Genomic DNA, 19356 nt, shown 5'->3' with positions numbered 1-19356 from the left:
TAATCAGGTAGATGGTATGGAAAGACAGCAATGGCTGCAGGGCACCTTGTACCGCCCGGATTTCGAGCAGGATAGCTGTGGCTTTGGTTTGATCGCCCAACTGGAGGACAAACCGAGTCATTGGCTGGTGCAGACCGCAATTTCCTCGCTCGCCAAACTGACCCATCGCGGTGCGGTGGCTGCCGACGGCAAATCGGGCGACGGTTGCGGCCTGTTGTTCCGCAAACCCGACGGCTTTCTGCGCGAAGTCGCCCACGAGGCCGGCATTGCCCTCAAGGCGAGCTACGCCGCCGGTCTGGTGTTCCACCATCCGGAGCAGGAGCAGGGCCAGCGCAGCCTGCGTCGCCTGAAAGAGTTCCTCGAAGCGCAGGAACTCGAAGTGGCCGGCTTCCGCACCGTGCCGGTGGACGTCTCGGCTTGTGGCGAATACGCCATCAAGACCCTGCCCTCCATGGTGCAGGTGTTCGTGAACTGTCCGTTCGGCATGGACGACGCCAGCTTCCAGCGCCGCCTGTACATGGCGCGCCGCCAGGCCGAGAAGGCCAACAAGGCCGAAGACGGTTATTTCTACTTGCCGACCCTGTCGCCGCACACCCTGTCCTACAAGGGCCTGGTCACGCCGGAAAACCTGCCGAAGTTCTTCCTCGATCTGCAGGACGAGCGTTTCGAGGCCAGCCTGGCGGTGTTCCACCAGCGCTTCTCCACCAACACCTGGCCGCAGTGGAAGCTGGCTCAGCCGTTCCGCTTCCTCGCCCATAACGGCGAGATCAACACGGTGCAGGGCAACCGCTACTGGTCCAAGGCGCGCGAGCGCATCATGTCGACGCCGCATCTCGACATGGACGCCATCCGCCCGATCGTGCAGACCGACGGCTCCGACTCGATGAGCCTCGACAACATGCTCGAAGGCCTGCTGATGGGCGGCATTCCGCTGTTCCGCGCGCTGCGCCTCCTGGTGCCGCCGGCCTGGCAGAACGTCGACTCCACCGACAAGGACCTGCGCGCCTTCTACGAATTCAACTCGATGCACATGGAGCCGTGGGACGGTCCGGCCGGCATCGTGCTGACCGACGGCCGCTACGCCGCCTGTCTGCTCGACCGCAACGGCTTGCGCCCGGCGCGCTGGGTGCTGACCCGCGACAACATCCTCACCATCGCCTCCGAAGTGGGGGTATGGGACTACAAGCCGGAAGAAGTCGTGCGCAAGGGCCGCGTCAAGCCGGGCCAACTGTTCGCCGCCGACCTCACCACCGGCGAACTGTTGATGCCGGAAGACATCGATGCCCAGCTGAAGAGTGCCAAGCCATACCGCCAGTGGATCAAGGACAGCGGCAAGTATCTCGAGCTCTCGATTGAGGATGACTCCTCCCTCGAAGCGATGCCGAAGGACGAGCTGCTCAAGTATCAGAAGCTGTTCAACGTCAGCTTCGAAGAGCGCGATCAGGTGCTGCGCGTGCTGGCCGATGACGGCCAGGAAGCCATTGGTTCCATGGGTGACGACACCCCGATGGCCGTGCTGTCGCAAAAGGTCCGCTCGCCGTTCGATTTCCTGCGCCAGCAGTTCGCCCAGGTCACCAACCCGCCGATCGACCCGATCCGCGAAGCGGTGGTGATGTCGCTCAACACCGTGTTCGGTCCTGAGCGCAACATGTTCGAAGAGAGCGCCGAGCACGCCAAGCGTCTCGAAGTGCGCTCGCCGGTGCTGTCTCACGAAAAGTTCGTGCGTGTCACCACGCGTCCGGAAAGCTACCTCAAGTCGACCTCCTTCGACCTGTGCTACGACCCGTCCGAGGGCGGCCTGAAGGCGGCCATCGAGCGCCTGTGCCAGCACGTGGTTGACGCCGTGCGCGAGGGCACCGTGGTGGTGGTGCTATCCGACCGCACCCTCGGTGACGGCCGCCTGCCGATCCATGCGCTGTTCGCCACCGGTGCCGTGCACCACGCTCTGATCGATGCCGGCCTGCGCTGCAAGAGCAATATCGTGGTGGAAACCGGCACCGCGCGTGACGCACACCAGATTGCGTGTCTGCTGGGCTATGGTGCGACCGCCGTCTACCCCTACCTCGCCTACCAGATCATCGCCGAACTGGTGCAGTCGGGCGAGGTCGAGCTGAAGACCAACGAAGCGCTGCAGCACTACCGCAAGGGCATCAACAAGGGCCTGCTGAAGGTGCTGTCGAAGATGGGGATCTCGACCGTTGCCTCCTACCGCGGCGCGCAGCTGTTCGAAGCCGTCGGCATCCACGAGGAAGTCGTCGAGCTGTGCCTGAAAGGCACCGTGAGCCGCGTCTCCGGCGCCAACTTCGAGGATTTCGAAGACGACCAGCAGAAGCTGGTTCGCCTCGCCTTCAACCCGATGCGTTCGATCACGCAGGGTGGCCTGCTGAAGTACGTGCACGGCGAGGAATACCACGCCTACAACCCTGACGTGGTGATGCAGCTGCAGAAGGCCGTGCAGAACGACGACTACAACGCCTACCTGAAGTACGCCGAGCTGGTCAACGAGCGTCCGGTGGCGATGATCCGCGACCTGATGCAGCTCAAGCTGGCCGACAACCCGATCCCGCTCGACGAAGTCGAGTCGGTCGAGTCCATCGTCAAACGTTTCGACTCCGCCGGTATGTCGCTGGGCGCGCTGTCGCCGGAAGCGCACGAGGCGCTGGCCACCGCCATGAACCGCCTCGGCGGCCGCTCCAACTCCGGTGAGGGTGGCGAAGACCAGGCGCGCTACGGCACCGAGAAGATGTCGAAGATCAAGCAGGTCGCCTCCGGCCGCTTCGGTGTCACCCCGCATTACCTGGTCAACGCCGAAGTGCTGCAGATCAAGGTGGCGCAGGGCGCCAAGCCGGGCGAGGGCGGCCAGCTGCCGGGCGACAAGGTGTCGCCGCTGATCGCCAAGCTGCGTCACTCCAAGCCGGGCATCAGCCTGATTTCGCCGCCGCCGCACCACGACATCTACTCGATCGAAGACCTGGCCCAGCTGATCTTCGACCTGAAGCAGGTCAACCCCGACGCGTTGGTGTCGGTGAAACTGGTGGCCGAACCGGGTGTTGGCACCATCGCCGCCGGCGTGGCCAAGGCCTACGCCGACCTGATCACCATCTCCGGCTACGACGGCGGTACCGGCGCCAGCCCGCTGACCTCGGTCAAGTACGCCGGCACGCCGTGGGAACTGGGCCTCTCCGAAGCCCAGCAGGTGCTGCGCGCCAACGGTCTGCGCGGCCGCGTACGGGTGCAGACCGACGGTGGCCTGAAGACCGGCCTCGACGTGGTCAAGGCTGCCATCCTCGGCGCCGAATCGTTCGGCTTCGGTACCGGCCCGATGGTGGCGCTGGGTTGCAAGTACTTGCGGATCTGCCACCTCAACAACTGCGCAACCGGCGTCGCCACGCAGGAAATGAAGCTGCGCTCCAAGTACTTCATCGGCCTGCCGGAAATGGTGATGAACTACTTCCTGTTCATCGCCCGCGAAACCCGCGAGTGGATGGCCAAGCTCGGCGTGCGCACCATGGAAGGACTGATCGGCCGCATGGACCTGATGGGTCTGTTGCAGGGCCAGAGCGAGCGCCAGCAGCGTCTCGACCTGTCTCCGCTGCTGAACCAGGGCTCCATTCCGGACAGCGAACCGCGCTTCTGCGTCGATGACCGCAACCCGTCGTTCGACAAGGGCGAGTTGGCCGAAGCCATCGTCAAGGATGCCCTGCCGGCGATCCAGGCCAAGCAGATGCTGCGCCTGGAGTACCCGATCGAGAACATCCACCGCTCCATCGGCGCCCGTCTGTCCGGTGAAATCGCCAAGGCGCATGGGGCGGCCGGCCTGCCGGAAGGCTGCCTGACCGTCAAGTTCACCGGTTCGGCCGGGCAGAGCTTTGGCGTCTGGAACGCGCCCGGCCTGCACCTGGAAGTGGAAGGCGACGCTAACGACTACGTCGGCAAGGGCATGGCCGGTGGCCGCGTGGTGGTCTACCCGCCGAAGGGCGCGGCGTACAAGTCGCACGAGTCGATCATCATTGGCAACACCTGCCTGTACGGCGCCACCGGCGGTCAGCTCTACGCGTCCGGCGTCGCCGGCGAGCGCTTCGGGGTGCGCAACTCCGGCGCGCTGGCGGTGATCGAAGGCGCGGGCGACCACTGCTGCGAATACATGACCGGCGGCTGCGTGATCTCGCTGGGCGAAACCGGCTACAACTTCGGCGCCGGCATGACCGGGGGCTTCGCCTTCGTCTACGACCCGAACGAGCGCTTCGCCTACCGCTACAACAACGAGCTGGTGGACATCCACCTGATCAACGGTGAAGCCATGGGTATGTACCGTGCCTTCCTGCTGGACAAGCTGGCCAAGCACGTCGAATTCACCGGTTCCGATATCGGCCGCAACATGCTGGAAAACTTCGACGACTTCGTCGACTACTTCTGGCTGGTGAAGCCCAAGGCCGCCAAGCTCGATAGCCTGCTGAAGGATTGATGATTGATCATGGATGGGGCCGATGCCCCATCCCTTCGGCACCAGCACTGAATCACACAGATATGATAGTTAGTGGGCGGCGTGCGGAAGCACGCCTTGCCCCGGCAAGAGGAAGCCACCATGGGTGACGTATTCCAATTTATGACGCTCCCGCGCAACCCCGGCGACAAGGTCGAGGCGGCGGTGCGCAAGATCGAATTCAAGGAAATCTACCGGCCGCTGAACAGCGCCGATGCAGCCGAACAGGCCGGGCGCTGCCTGTCCTGCGGCAACCCCTATTGCGAATGGGAATGCCCGGTACACAATTTCATTCCCAACTGGCTGAAGATGGTCAACGAAGGTCGCCTGTTCGAAGCGGCTGAACTGTCCCACAAGACCAACAGCCTGCCGGAAATCTGCGGCCGCGTCTGTCCGCAGGACCGCCTGTGCGAAGGCGCCTGCACCCTTGAACAAGGCGGTTTCGGCGCCGTGAGCATCGGCTCCATCGAGAAGTACATCACCGACGAAGCCTACAAGGCGGGCTGGCGCCCAGACATGTCCAAGGTGGTGTGGACCGACAAGAAAGTCGCCGTTATCGGTGCCGGCCCGGCCGGCCTCGGCTGTGCCGACGTGCTGGTACGCAACGGCGTCAAGCCGGTGGTGTTCGACCTGTACGAAGAAATCGGCGGCCTGCTGACCTTCGGCATCCCCGAATTCAAGTTGGAAAAGAGCGTGGTCAAGCGCCGTCGCGAGATCATGGAAGGCATGGGCGTCGAGTTCCGTCTCAATACCGAGATCGGCCGCGACGTCCAGATCGAAGAACTGCTGGAACAGTACGACGCCGTGTTCATGGGCATGGGTGCCTACAAGTACATGAAGGGCGGCTTCGATGGCGAAAGCCTGCCGGGCGTACTCGAAGCGCTGCCGTTCCTGGTCAACAACGTGCGTCAGCACTTGGGCACTCTGCCTGCCGACGAGGCCCCTGTCTCGATGAAGGGCAAGCGCGTGGTGGTGCTGGGCGGTGGCGATACCGCCATGGACTGCAACCGTACCTCCATCCGCCAGGGCGCCGAGCGCGTGATCTGCGCCTATCGCCGTGACGAAGCCAACATGCCGGGCTCCAAGCGCGAAGTCGGTAACGCCAAGGAAGAGGGCGTCGAGTTCCTGTGGAACCGCCAGCCGCTGGGCATCGAGCAAGCCGCCGACGGCAGCCTGCGCCTCCAGTTGGCGGAAACCCGCCTCGGCGCCCCGGATGCCAAGGGTCGCCGCAGTGCCGAGCTCGTGCCGGGCAGCGAAGAAGTGCTGGAGTGCGACCACGTCGTCATCGCCTTCGGCTTCCAGGCCGAGGCCGCCGACTGGTTCGAGCGCCACTCCATCGCCGTGGACGAGCGCGGCCGCACCCTGGCCTCGGGCCGCGCCAAATACAAGTACCAGACCAGTAACGCCAAGGTCTTCGCCGGCGGCGACCAGGTCCGCGGCGCCGACTTGGTGGTCCGAGCCGTCTTCGAAGGCCGTCAGGCCGCCGAAGGAATGCTGGAATACCTGAAGGTCTGGTAAGACAACGAATTTGTTCGGCCTAGCTTACAACCCGCCGAAAGGCGGGTTTTTTTATCCAGATACACCCTGCTGCGCTCTGAGCTGAACCCTATGTTGATAGCGACCAGTCTAGAAGGAAAATTTTTCGGAAGCCTGTTCTTGGTAGTTATGTTCTGCCGTACTTATCTTCAAAACGGACAATATCATCTTCTCCCAAATAGGGTCCCGATTGGACTTCAATCAGTTCCAAGGGAATTTTCCCTGGATTTTCCAGAGCATGTACCACACCCACTGGGATATAAATTGACTGGTTCTCGGTTAGCAGAACCTCCTTCTCTCCATTGAGAACCTTCGCTGTACCCGACACGACAATCCAGTGTTCCGCCCGGTGATGATGCATCTGGACCGACAACTTGGCGCCGGGCTTGACAGTGATTCGTTTCACTTGGTAGCGGGCGCCGTTATCAATGCTGTCATAGCTACCCCAAGGGCGATACACCACGCGGTGTTGAGTGGCTTCCTTGCGGCCAGCAGCCTTGAGCCTGTCGACAATCTTCTTGACCTGCTGCACTTGGCCCTTGTGGGCGACCATGACAGCATCCTCGGTATCCACGACGACCAGATCGCTGACGCCGAGTGCCGCGATCAAGCGGCCGTTCGCGCTATGCAGATAGCTATCCTGGCTATCGACGGCAAGCACATCCCCTTTGATTACATTACCATCGCCATTTTTCTCGGATACTTCCCACAAGGCATTCCAGGAGCCCACATCGCTCCAGCCGGCATCGAGCGGTACCACAACCGCCTTATCGGTCTTCTCCATGACAGCGTAGTCTATGGAATCCTCCGGGCTGTCGGCAAAAGCCTGGGCATCAAGCCGCAAAAAATCCAGATCAGCCTTGGCTCCGGACAGTGCGGCACCACAAGCCGTCATTATCTCCGGTGCAAAACGTTCCAGTTCGGCAACCAGCGCAGAGGCACGAAACATGAACATCCCGCTGTTCCACAGATAGCGGCCACTTTCCACGTACACCTGTGCCGTAGCGAGATCCGGCTTCTCGACAAAGCGAGCCACGGGATGGACGCCGCGGGGTAATCCATTTCCTGTTTCCTCCTGGCCAGATCTGCGTTGTTCAATGTAGCCATATCCGATTTCAGCATGTGTTGGAACGATACCAAATGTCACCAGGGCTCCCGTTTCGGCGGCCTTGCACGCCGTTGTGACCGCAGCCTGAAATGCTTCGACATTGGCAATCACATGGTCGGCTGCCAGCACCAGTAGCAGGGGGTCTTCGCCCTGTTGCATGGTAGTGAGTGCAGAGATCGCAATGGCCGGTGCGGTATTGCGTCCTTGGGGCTCCAGTACGATGGCTGCCGCCTTGGTGCCGCTTTGGCGCAACTGTTCCGCAACAATGAAACGGTGCTCTTCATTGCAAATGATGACGGGGGGCTCAAGCTCGGCAATGCCCTCCAACCGAGACAGCGTGTCTTGCAGCATAGTGCGGCTGCCAGCCAATGGTAAAAACTGTTTGGGATATAAGCTGCGAGAAAGGGGCCACAGACGCGTGCCGGAGCCCCCTGACAAGACAATTGGGATCATTATTCAGCCTTAGGTAGCTATTGTGATCTACAAAGTAAAAGTACTATGTTATTCGGATGCCTTCATGATTTTTGCTATTGCATCCTTGTTAATTCGGGTCCGCTCTTTGTCAAAGACCCACCCCCATTTATTGAAATATTGAATGGCTGATCTTATATGAGCGTACAACAATTTTTTGCTTTTATAGGAGCCCTTAGCGAATTCGTGAGTCACTACTGCATCAGGGAGATAAATAACCTTGCCAATTGCTGCAAGCCTTCGCGATAAATCAATATCTTCCATGTACATGAAAAATTGTTCATCAAAGCCATTTAGTTTTCGAAAAGACTCAGTGCGCAGGGCCATGAAGCAGCCTGACGCACAAGGTATTTCAACTATTTTGTCGTAGTTAAACCAGGTCATTTCATAGTTGTAATCCAAACGTTTTGCTACTTTAGGCAAAAATCTTCTTGTAAATAAATTTATGGGTGATGGAAGTAGCTTGCAAAGCCTTTGTAGCATGCCATCAGGATAAATAATTTTTGGGACCACACAACAAACATCGTGGTTTTCTTTTAAGTATGTACTTATGATTGCAATTGTTTCTTTTTTAAAATAAGTATCTGGATTTATTATGAAATGAATTTCGGAGTTGCATACAATCCGTACGGCATGGTTGTGGGATGCTCCGAACCCCGGGTTTTCAGGAGTGTGAAAATATTGGACATTGTGATAGTGTTCGCATGTCGTTTTAAGCGTATCAATAGGTGAATTGTCAATAATACATATTTGCAGGTATTGAGAGCTTTTCAATGAATCAAGAAGATTTTCAACTTGGCTTATTGTGTTTTGGTATAAAACAATTGATGCGGATATATTCTTGCTCATTTTCGGCCTTGATCAAAAGTTTTATTTTTCTTAATTGTGGTGTCTATTGATGGTGTTTTTTGTCGGGCATAATAAAAGTTAATCATAAAAATGATGGCTTATCTCTTATGAGGAAAAACAAATATGCCGCCATCATTTAAAGTTTTAATCCAGTGCTCATTGTTGTCTGAAATAAAGGCCGCAGAAGGCTTAGGCAGCCCACTGTATGCCGATTTTGTCCCTAAGACAGGTGTTTTGGATTTAAGAGATTCGATGACCTTAATTTTGATGCCAGCGCCTGAGAGCATGGGTGCAATCATCAAGTCTGTCGACGATAAAAATTCTTCTAAATTATCAACAAAGCCTAGGTGTTTTATTTGGGGGTGTGCTATTCCATGATTGGCATAAAGAGCTCCAATGATATGGACTTCGATGTCAGGGCAAGAAGGAAGCACATTTTTTACAAACCATTTGATGCCTTCAAGGTTTTCCGGTCTCGATAACGAGCCGAGAAACACAATGCGTTTGCTGTTTGGTGGTGTTACACTTGTAAAAGACTCAATTTCTTGAGTTAAGAAAGGGCCAATATTCTCGATGAACTTTATGGGTATTTTGTAATATCGGGTTACAATTTTTTTATCGCGTTCAGATAGTACAAGTATTTTTTTTGCATGTGATAGTAGCAGTTTTTCTGACCATCTTGCCCAGCATTTGAGCATGAAGCTACGATGGTATTGTAGGTCGTGGCATATTAATGTGCAGTTTTTTCTAAAAAAAACCATTCCAAAAGTTTGTGAAAAATTGAGGTGAGTATTTGTTATTTTGTTACGTGTTTGCCATAGTGGCAAAAAACGTGTAAATATCGGGTGTATAAATGGTAGGGTAATACATCCCAGTGCAGCGTAATATATTTTTTTAATTGTATTATTTTTTCTGTAGGAAATTTTTTCGTATTTGTGCTTCTCTATCAGTTGTCTAGTAACCCAGCCCCCTCCATCATGGCTGCTGGGGGGGAATGGTGTAATTAATGTTGGCATGATTTTCATTGCAGTGGAAAGCTAATGATGGTTTGTGGAGCGTTTATGTAATAGGATTTTAGTTAAGTTCTTCATGGATTTTTCTATAAGCCAGCATAAATTTCGATAATTATAGTATATTTCGGCTTTTAATTTTCGTGCGAATGGTATTTTATAGCCAAGGTCATGAGATAGTTTTTTAAATTCGCTCAGAAGAAGCCGAGCGGTCCTAGGGTGTGAGCTAATTCCGTCGGGATCCATTCTTGCGATGGGGATGCCTAAGTAGTAAAAGGTATTAGATTTTGCTGCTGAAAGAAGTAATTTAGAATCTGCGGCAATTCGATATGATTCGTCAAATGGGCATCGATTTTCAAATAACGTTTTTCTATGAAAAACACCTTGATGACTTGGGAGGGCTGGTCTGGCTGAGTGCCAATCGTTTAGATTAATTTTGCCATAATACGTAATATTTCCATCCGTGCTGACGAATTGAACGTCGCCGTAGGCGATTTCAATTTTATTTTCCATCCTGGAAAGAATGTCGGCGGCTTTGGATAAGGTCATGTTGTCATAAAATACATCGCCGGCACCCATAAAGATAACCCAGTCGCCGGTAATATATCTAACTGCTTTATTCCAGGCGGAATAAATGCCTCTGTCCGGTTCGCTAAACCAATGCCCAACAATGTCGATTTCGCTTTTGATAACCGCTACGGTCTCATCGGTAGATGCTCCATCCGCAATAATCCATTGAATATTGCTATAGGTTTGCTCTCTAATTGAGAGAGCCGTTTCTTTTAATGGCTCTGAGCAATTAAATGTCGACGTGATAATGGTTATTGAGGGCTTGCCAATTTTTTCATCAATCATGCCTCGCGCACTCCGTCATGATTATTTTTGTACCACTGATAAGCATCGGCCAAGCCTTGTTCCAAGTTGAATGAAGGCCTCCAGCCTAGGCTATGAAGTAGGGAGCTATCGAGCAACTTGCGCGGGGTACCGTCAGGTTTGCTGCTATCAAAGGAGATGCGCCCTTGATAGCCAACAGTGCTGGCGATTAGTTGGGATAGTTCGCGTATAGTAACGTCTTGGCCATATCCCACATTGATGTGAGAGCACATGGGCTGTACGTGCTGTTGCCAGGTCTCCTCCGCCAATTCCATTATGTGGACCGATGCAGAGGCCATATCTGCAACATGCAAAAACTCGCGAAGAGGTGTGCCGCTGCCCCAGACAACTACCTGTGGATCATTCTGTATCTTTGCTTGGTGAAAACGTCGTATCAGCGCCGGTACGACATGGCTGTTCTCAGGATGGAAATTATCGCCAGGGCCATATAGATTGGTCGGCATCACACTCCGGTAGCTACGGGCATATTGGCGATTATAGCTTTCTGACAGTTTGATACCTGCTATCTTTGCAATGGCATAAGGCTCGTTGGTCGCCTCTAGTAAGCCGCTCAGCAGGGCGGTTTCAGCCATCGGTTGCTGAGCCAGCTTGGGATAAATGCAACTGGATCCAAGAAAAAGCAGCTTTTGTACACCATGCTGATGGGCTGCATGGATAACATTGGCCTCGATCATCAGGTTCTGATAAATAAACTCTGCAGGATAAGTGTTGTTGGCATGGATGCCTCCAACTTTAGCCGCAGCCAAATAAACTTGCTCAATCTCATGGGCTGAAAAAAAATCGTTAACCGCAGCCTGGTTACGCAAGTCGAGCTCAGCATGGGTGCGCGTGATGATGTTGCTGTAACCCAATGCCGTTAAGTGGCTGACGATAGCTTGGCCTACCATGCCGTTATGTCCAGCTACATAAACTACTGTGTCGAGATTACGTTCCATAATGGTCGTCAATAAGCAGGGCTGAGCTTATCCTGCAAAAAGCAATAAGAGAGCGGGAGGATTGATAGAAGTTGATACCGTAGTCAAATCGACCCCGCTAGCGAATGTCAAATTTCGATCCTGACTGGGATGTCAAAACCGTGCTGTTTTAGCAAAGCATGACGCTTGGCCTCTTCCAGGTCGGTGGAAACCATTTCAGCACACATTTCTTGTGCCGTGATTTCTGGCGCCCAGCCCAGCTTGCTCTTAGCCTTGTCCGGATCTCCCAGCAAGGTTTCAACTTCAGCCGGGCGGAAGTAGCGCGGGTCAACTCGCACAATGACGTTCCCGACTTTGAGTGCAGGCGCTTTGTCACCTGCAATTGCGGCAACGATACCAACTTCATCTAAACCACTGCCTTCAAAGCGCAGGGTGATGCCAAGGTTGGCCGCTGACCACTCGATGAATTGGCGTACGCTATGTTGCACCCCTGTGGCAATGACATAGTCGTCTGGGCTGTCTTGCTGCAGCATCAACCACTGCATTTTGACATAGTCTCTGGCATGGCCCCAGTCGCGCAATGCATCCATATTGCCCATGTACAAGCAAGACTCCAGCCCCTGTGAGATATTAGCCAAACCCCGGGTAATTTTGCGCGTGACGAAAGTTTCACCGCGGCGAGGCGACTCATGATTGAAGAGGATGCCATTACAGGCGTACATGCCGTATGCTTCACGGTAGTTAACAGTGATCCAATAAGCATAGAGTTTGGCGACTGCATACGGGCTGCGCGGGTAAAACGGTGTAGTTTCACGCTGTGGTGTTTCTTGCACCAAGCCATACAATTCGGATGTGGATGCCTGATAGAAGCGAGTTTTTTGTGTTAGTCCTAAAAAGCGAATAGCCTCCAGCAAGCGCAAGGTACCCATGGCATCTACGTCTGCAGTGTATTCAGGGGATTCAAAGCTGACTGCAACGTGGCTCTGCGCCCCTAAGTTGTACACCTCATCAGGCTGGACCTCAGACAAAATACGAGTCAGATTAGAGGAGTCAGTCAGGTCGCCATAATGCAGCTTGAAGCGGGCATTCTCAACATGTGGGTCTTGGTAGATGTGGTCGACGCGTTGTGTGTTGAACGATGAAGCGCGACGCTTGATGCCGTGAACCTCATAGCCTTTTTCTAACAGAAACTCAGCTAAATATGAGCCATCTTGGCCAGTAATGCCAGTTATGAGAGCCTTTTTTTGTTTCATTCAAATTCTCGCCGTTCGATTAATTTGTAAAAACCAGCGCAATCTCAGCGCTAGTTTAAGACTAATCAATATTTTGCTTCTTACAGAATATTTTTTTTGCGCTTTAATTGGGAAATTGTTTTTTATGATTGTTCTTATTGCGCATTTTATGTCAAAAAGATATTTTGTATATATTGCATCAAGTGTAGGCTGCGGTATTCGGTAAGGGCCAAAGTTAACTTTTAAGACACCACACCAATCACGAAAAATTCGCAACTCGTGAAAGTGCCAGAGCAATCCTTCAGAATAAGGATATCGTGTGGCGTTCCAAGGAGCTAGCATAAACTCTTTTGATTTCAAAATGTGGACATGCTGATCAAATAGATGCGGCCACAAATCCAAATATTTTTGATCGCCAAACTTCCCATCTTCAAAACGTGCGAAACACCATTCTAGGCATTTATTCTGCCACCATTGTCTTACCTCTTCACCTTTATGGCGGTGAAAAGTCATAAATTGAACACAAAATCTTCCACTGTTCTCTGATTGGTCGTGCTCAGGAGCGTAGGCGTGTTCTGTGATTAAAACCCCTTTGCCTGCTTCAGAAAACTCCCTAAAAATTGGAGTCGGACTCGCAAAAAACCACATGTCTGCATCAATGTATGTGACCTGTTCGATACTTTTGTCGCAATCAAACACAAATTTTGGTGCAAAAGGGGTCAGCGTCCAGCAATATTCACCCTTAGCTCGGGTTTTTTTTGCCTGAAGAAGCTTCTCATCTTCTAAGCTACTTAACTTAAGTAAAGCGACGTTTTCAAGGTTAAGTTGCGAGAGTTGATCGAAAACGGTGTCATCGACACAAAGAATCCATAACTTATAGTTGCCAGCATGGCGCTCCATTGAGGCATGCAACGCCAAGCCTTGTGGTAAAAACAGGCTATCAAATAGCGTTACGTAATGTTCCATTAGATCGCCTGAAAAGCATTGATGGAAGTAATTACGTGAGTGACATCAACATCACTCATCTGGGGATGGCATGGAATGGACAGGCAGCAACGTGCATGTTCCTCGCTAAATTCCAATCCAGCAGGGTCACGCTTAATCGATAAACAAGATTCTTGTAAATGAATCGGGACTGGGTAGTGAATGAGGGCTTGGATGCCATGGTGCTCTAAATGCTTTTGCAGTGCATCTCGTTGTGGGCAGAGGAGCACAAATAAATGATAAACGTGAGCTTCTAGCTCTTGTGGCTTTGCCATAAGGCGCACGTATGGGGCAGTAATTTCAGCATAATAGCGACTTGCTATTTCCCTGCGCCGGGCAGTAAAATTATCAAGCCACTTCAAGCGCGCAGATAGTATTGCAGCGTGCATTTCGTCAAGGCGACTATTCAGGCCTATCTCAGGATGAAAATAACGAACACTTTGCCCATAATTGCGCAGACAAGCTGCCATGTTTGCTAAGTGCCCATCATCTGTTACTAGCATGCCAGCATCGCCTGGAGCGCCAAGGTTCTTTGTTGGATAAAAGCTGTATGCACCGGCTACACCAAATGAGCCTGCCGTTTTTCCTTCGAGCTTTGCTAAGTGAGCTTGTGCACAGTCCTCAATCAAATAAATATCTGATGACTTTGCCAGTGATTGCCATTGTCTTATATTCCGAATCTGGCCATACAGATGAACCAGCAAAATTGCTTTTGTCTTTGCATTAATGCAGCGTTTTACACTCTCAATAGAGAGATGTGCTGACTCAGGGTCAATATCGGCCAAAACGGGAGTAGCCCCAGCCCTAAAAATGGCAAGGACAGAAGCAAAGGCAGTCATCGGGGTCGTAATCACTTCGTCCCCTGGGCCAATGCTTAAAGAGCGAAGAATAATTTCAATGGCATCCATTCCATTGGCAACGCCGATGGCATGATTGGTGCCGCATTTAGATGCCCATTCGCGCTCGAAATTTTCTACTTCTTTTCCAAGAACATACCAGCCTGATTCAATGACGCGCTCCGCAGAGTTCAGCATTGCTGTTTTTAATTCATTGGGTTCAGCTTTAAAATCATTCATCAATATCATTTTCTTTACCAATAGTGTTGATGATGCTTTGCATAAAAATCGACTGTAGCCTTCAAGCCTTCATCTAACCCGACTTTTGGGCGCCAACCTAGCTCATCTGAAATCAGAGAGAAGTCGCTATAGTAGTCGCCGATGTCAATGGCCTTCCTGTCGCTTGGAAATGGAATCAGTGCAAAGTTGCCCGGATGACCAACGTTGAGCATTTTCTCTGCAAGTGCTTTCAAGTTAATGACTTCATTACTGCCCAGGTTGTAAACCTTACCATTGGCAGAGTCACTCATAGCCGCGATTAGCATGGCATTAACACAGTCGTCGATATAGTTAAAGTCACGGAGTTGCATTCCATCACCGTAGACTTTGATTGTGTCGCCTTCCAGTAATTGGCGTACCCAGATGCCGAGAAACGTCTGCCGTGCATCTTTAACTCGCATTCCTGGACCATAGGTGTTTGTCAACCTCAGTGCGCAGGCGCGAATTCCATAGACATTATTATATAATAAATGGTACCACTCACCCGCTAGCTTATTGATGCCATTGACATCGACAGGTCTAATTGGGTGCTTTTCATCTACAGGTAAATAGTCGGGCTTGCCATAGAGTTGCCTGGTGCTGGCAAAGACAATCTTGATGTCTGGATTACTCGAACGGCATGCCTCAAGAATAAATAGTTGTGCTTGGGCGTTGATGTCTAGGTCTGTTTGCGGGTCAGTCATTGAGTCCAGATGGCTTGTCTGGCCCGCAAGATTGAATAGAAAATCTTTGCCTTTCACTAAGTGTTGCATTGAGAACGGATCGCGGACATCGCAAATGTTGATGTTGACGCTTTTCTCGAAGCCACTTATGTTAAAAATATTCCCCCCGTATTGAGGAATCAGGCTGTCGATAAGAGTTACATTGGCACCTGCTTTAACAAGTTGTCGTGCCAGGTTTGAGCCAATGAAGCCAAGCCCGCCAGTGATCAATATGTTCTTTTTTTTAAATTTGTCAAATTTGATCATTTGAGCCACCTTGTTTTTGCTCGATCTTTCGAGTTTGTAGAGCTGATTTCAAAATATTTCGAAAATGCCTTTTTAATTTTCGAGCAATACGCCGGGCGATCGAAGGATTGTTGTTTTTGTAAAAATGTTTAATTCTCTCTAGAGCAAGGCTGCTCTCTTTGTGTTCTCTTGGCCAAGAGAAATTGCTTTTCCGGGAAAGTTGACTTGTATAAATTGCAGTTGTGCCGCAATTTTCGCCGGAGCCATCAATGCCAATGTTAAGGACAAGAGTTTGCGCAGGATTAAGGCAGAGCCCTTTGTGGGAGAATATTGTGGCGTACCAGAATATTGCCCAGGTGTTGATTTTTTTTTGATGGTTCAGCTGAACTTGTTCCCAGAAACTGTAGGCATCATCAAGATTAAATGCACTGATGTCTTTGGTGCTCCATGATTCTATCAGGAGTCGAGGGTCTTTCCGAAAGTTGACCCAGCGATCTTGCCAGGTTCCCCAGCCCCAGCAGTTCATGGCGCGCCAGAAAAAAGCATCCTCCAAGCCGGTCGGCTCAATAGGATAGTTCCATCCACTAATATGCCAAATATTCTTTTCATCGGCGTATCTGTCCAATGCGCCATTCATATATTCTAGGAAGGTTGGAGATGTTACTATATCATCTTCAAGTACAATAGCTTTTCCGTGTCTTTCGCAAACATCCGTTACGCCTTCTATTATGTTTCTTGCAAGCCCAATGTTTGTTTCTCTCTCAATTATTTTAATACTGTTGAAGCCATTGATTGATTGCAGTAGGTGGCGAACTTGCTTTACTTTTTCTGCTTCCGATGCATTGCGTGCAGCATCTGCGTATATAATTAAATCGCTCTCTTTCGCAAGCGTGTTGGCCCGCAACGACTCTAGTGTTTTATGGGTATGATTTGGTCGGGCAAAGACAAATAAAACAATGGGCGCAAGTTTTTTTGTGGTCATTTAGAGTGCCGCCTGAAAATTGGAACTGATTAATTTTTTGTTCCGGTGCAGCGGCAACGGAATTTTAATAAATGACATGCCAAACAGGCTTCATTAACCGATTCAGCCGGATGTACAGGCCGTTTGGTAAGCACAGCTACGCATGTTTACGCTGACTTTTCTTTGCAAGCCGCGGAGCCATCACAAGAATATCATCAGCCATCTCCGCGATGGTTTTATCGTGGGTGATGTAAACGATAATCCCATGATGCATCACGGCTTTGATACGCCCAACTACCCTATCGCGGGTAGCCGAATCCAGGGCGCTGGTTGCTTCGTCCAGAATCAGTATCTGCGGCCGCCGCAGCAAAGCCCGTGCTATTGACAGGCGTTGGCGTTGACCACCCGATAGGTTTGCTCCTTGATAGTCCAGAATGGTATCCAAACCCTGGGGCAAAGAGCTTACAAAGCTATGCATATCGACGGCTTCAAGTGTGTCATACAGGTCTTGGTCACTGCAAGCCAGTCCCAGGGTTAGATTGTCGCGGACCGAAACTGAAAACATTCTTGGCTGTTGCTCTACCAGCACTACACGCTGACGAAGGTCCGCAGCAGGAACGGGTATCCCGTCTATCAAGATCTGACCGGAATTAGGCTCAACAAGGCCTAGTAGCAAATCGGCTAATGTCGATTTGCCAGTGCCGGATGGTCCAATCACTGCATAGCAGCCCCCTTGACTGAATGAAAAGTTCAAACCTTCAAGAACCATTTCTTTTTCTTTATAACCATAAGAGAGCTTTTCAAGTTCGACTTTGTGCAGTGGCGGCAAAGCTACCAGCGCACGCCTCTCAAATTGCCGTGAATGGTTATTATGATGGATTTTTGTTAGTTCGTTCAAATCCTTTGCTGCCCTGGCATCGGACAGGAAGTTGCTCGTGGTCATGACTAAGGAACCGAGAGAAATAAAAACCCGAATAATGATAGTCGTGCCTGCAAATACCATAACGCCTGGCATAGTGCTGCCAAGATGCCACCACGGACTAAGGGCTATAATGCCTCCAGACAAAGCAAGCAGCCCCGGCACTGTACGGATGCTATTTTTCAGCGCATCTATCCTATATAGCAAACGGGTATATTGCTTCATCTGAATCAGATTCGTCTGGTACGTGACTCCTTCTGCCCCCATGGAGCGAATGGAGCGCAGGCTATTCAAAGCCTCTAGAAATCCGGTATTTACTTCGCGTGACATCGCAGCGGCCCGCACACTCATGTGCATCATTTTTCTAAGACTGAGCAACACTACAATGGCGCAAATGCTTAGGAAGGCCATCACGCTCAGGAAAAACTGCGCAGAAAAGAAGAACAGCAGCACCAAGCCGGCGAAGGCTGAAACTAGTCCCGCCGGGATGAGCAGCGCTGTTTGAATCAGCGTACCCGCTCGGAAGGTATCATCGCCAGCCAAGGTAATGTAGTGGCCAATCGAGCGCTTGTAGATGTGGGTCATCGGCTCGTCGGCCAATACATGGCCAAATACGTTTGTATTCATGCGCCATTGAACTTGTTTGGCCAGAAAAGTGGTGAGGAGCTGGTGCGTAAAGCCGGCAAAGGTGCGGAGGGCCAAAAGCACTAAAAACATCCATACCCAAGTCATCAATGCGGGTGGCAAGCCGATGCTCTGCACAATTTGTGACCAAATTAGGACAATATGCTGACTTGTGCCCGTGCTCGGCGCCCCCGTGGACGCAAGCGGAATCATCAGACTTATACTGGCATATTCCAATACCAGAAGAAGCAATGTACTCAGAAGGGCCAGTCTGCTAAGCGGGAATTGCCGGAAAATATACAATAAGAAATTTGAAATTGTGGCGCAGCCACGTTTAAACGAAAGGATTCTGCTCATGCCTCTGCACCATTTACTTTTGCATTCAGGACTACCAACGTATCTTGGGGTTCGGTGGCAGAGTCGGGCAGCCATTTGAAGGATAGAAAGACATCCGATACAGCTTGTACAAGCCATCGCAGAGTATTGATTCCGGGCGCGACCGGATGAATGATTCCCTGGAACTCCAATGCACCGCTTACAGTGCTATCGAACTGCACTTCCACGGTTTGCCCTGTACAAACAGAAAGGGCCAGGACAAACTGACGGTCTGCTGCAAAGCCGCCGCGTGGGCGCGGTGGGGCAGGATCGGTGGCGTCGTCGCTGATTTGCCTGAAGCCAGAATAGAAGTAGGGCAGGTGATCATCGTTAGTCGCAACTAACTCCGTGGGTGGTTGAAAATTCAACCGCTGCCCCACTATGCGAGCGGGTGCTCCCGCCGCGATGCAGTAGGGGGGGAGGTCTCGAGTAACCACGGAATTCGCTCCGACTATGCTGCCACGGCCTATTGTAACCCCCGGCATCACTACGACGCCGATGCCAAGCCAACAGTCATCTCCCACCACCACCTGGCGGCTACGTTGTGCCGTCGGCAATCGGGATTTGGCCCGGTCCTGCAAGCGGATCGGCAGCGCAGGCTTGCGGCGAAATTCGTGCGTGCCAGAGGAAATGTACAGACCAGCCGCCCCAACACAAGCCGCACCGATTTTTACTTCCCCGTGCAATTGTGTGCGATGCTGCAGCGAGCTGTGCGCGCCAATCTGAACCATGCCCAAAGTCGACAATTCGCAATCATTTCCTATCCAGGCATTGCTCCCAATGTCGATCGATGCCGCAGGCCCCCCGCACAGAACCGTGCCGGCCCCAAGGCAGGCGCCTTTTCCTAGCTTTACATCAAAATTGCCCTGCCATTGCACCGACCTATGTATGTGCGCTCCCCTATGCCGCGTTTTCCTTAGCCAATAATTGATTA

The 19356-nt window shown here is 52.0% G+C and carries 14 protein-coding genes; 2 read left to right on the top strand and 12 right to left on the bottom strand.

Features of this window, described 5'->3' with window-relative positions; all coding sequences use genetic code 11:
- Positions 1-16: 16 nt before the first annotated feature.
- Both gltB and NH8B_RS17290 read left to right on the top strand, forming a co-directional pair.
- Positions 17-4465: a glutamate synthase large subunit gene (gltB, locus tag NH8B_RS17295; RefSeq protein WP_014088398.1), complete on the top strand. Its 4449-nt coding sequence runs from the start codon at positions 17-19 to the stop codon at positions 4463-4465.
- Positions 4466-4585: 120 nt separating this feature from the next.
- A complete protein-coding gene (locus tag NH8B_RS17290) occupies positions 4586-6001 on the top strand; it encodes an FAD-dependent oxidoreductase (protein ID WP_014088397.1) in 1416 nt (471 codons plus the stop codon).
- Between the two features lie 145 nt (positions 6002-6146).
- Here the strand turns inward: NH8B_RS17290 and NH8B_RS17285 are convergent, their stop codons facing one another.
- From NH8B_RS17285 to NH8B_RS20595, 12 genes are all read right to left on the bottom strand, one after another.
- Positions 6147-7580, bottom strand: a complete 1434-nt coding sequence (locus NH8B_RS17285; RefSeq protein ID WP_041703110.1) for a mannose-1-phosphate guanylyltransferase/mannose-6-phosphate isomerase — start codon at positions 7578-7580, stop codon at positions 6147-6149.
- Between the two features lie 48 nt (positions 7581-7628).
- Positions 7629-8447, bottom strand: coding sequence for a glycosyltransferase (locus NH8B_RS17280; protein WP_041703108.1), 819 nt, complete (start codon positions 8445-8447; stop codon positions 7629-7631).
- A gap of 98 nt (positions 8448-8545) precedes the next feature.
- Complete coding sequence (locus NH8B_RS20620; RefSeq protein WP_158453626.1) at positions 8546-9463, bottom strand: glycosyltransferase; 918 nt, start codon at positions 9461-9463, stop codon at positions 8546-8548.
- 21 nt (positions 9464-9484) lie between these two features.
- On the bottom strand, positions 9485-10312 hold the full coding sequence (locus NH8B_RS20615; RefSeq protein WP_014088393.1) for a glycosyltransferase family 2 protein: 828 nt from the start codon (positions 10310-10312) through the stop codon (positions 9485-9487).
- On the bottom strand, positions 10309-11286 hold the full coding sequence (locus tag NH8B_RS17275) for a GDP-L-fucose synthase (protein WP_014088392.1): 978 nt from the start codon (positions 11284-11286) through the stop codon (positions 10309-10311). The genes NH8B_RS20615 and NH8B_RS17275 overlap by 4 nt, the downstream gene beginning before the upstream one ends.
- A gap of 107 nt (positions 11287-11393) precedes the next feature.
- Entirely contained in the window at positions 11394-12518 is a 1125-nt protein-coding gene (gene gmd, locus NH8B_RS17270; RefSeq protein WP_014088391.1) for a GDP-mannose 4,6-dehydratase, read from the bottom strand.
- Entirely contained in the window at positions 12519-13463 is a 945-nt protein-coding gene (locus tag NH8B_RS20610; RefSeq protein WP_014088390.1) for a hypothetical protein, read from the bottom strand.
- Positions 13463-14557, bottom strand: coding sequence for a DegT/DnrJ/EryC1/StrS family aminotransferase (locus tag NH8B_RS20605; protein WP_014088389.1), 1095 nt, complete (start codon positions 14555-14557; stop codon positions 13463-13465). The genes NH8B_RS20610 and NH8B_RS20605 overlap by 1 nt, the downstream gene beginning before the upstream one ends.
- Positions 14558-14571: 14 nt before the next feature.
- Complete coding sequence (locus tag NH8B_RS17265) at positions 14572-15564, bottom strand: NAD-dependent epimerase/dehydratase family protein (RefSeq protein WP_014088388.1); 993 nt, start codon at positions 15562-15564, stop codon at positions 14572-14574.
- Positions 15551-16525 (bottom strand): sugar transferase, encoded by a 975-nt coding sequence (locus NH8B_RS20600; protein ID WP_014088387.1) that lies wholly within the window; start codon positions 16523-16525, stop codon positions 15551-15553. The genes NH8B_RS17265 and NH8B_RS20600 overlap by 14 nt, the downstream gene beginning before the upstream one ends.
- 136 nt (positions 16526-16661) lie before the next feature.
- Positions 16662-18404, bottom strand: coding sequence for an ATP-binding cassette domain-containing protein (locus NH8B_RS20220; protein WP_158453625.1), 1743 nt, complete (start codon positions 18402-18404; stop codon positions 16662-16664).
- The gene (locus NH8B_RS20595; protein WP_232503494.1) at positions 18401-19300 is read right to left on the bottom strand and encodes an acyltransferase; all 900 of its coding nucleotides are present in this window, start codon (positions 19298-19300) and stop codon (positions 18401-18403) included. The genes NH8B_RS20220 and NH8B_RS20595 overlap by 4 nt, the downstream gene beginning before the upstream one ends.
- Positions 19301-19356 lie beyond the last annotated feature (56 nt).

It is taken from the genome of Pseudogulbenkiania sp. NH8B, from assembly GCF_000283535.1.
Classification (GTDB): Bacteria; Pseudomonadota; Gammaproteobacteria; order Burkholderiales; family Chromobacteriaceae; genus Pseudogulbenkiania; species Pseudogulbenkiania ferrooxidans.
This window is presented reverse-complemented; position numbering and strand designations above follow the sequence as displayed.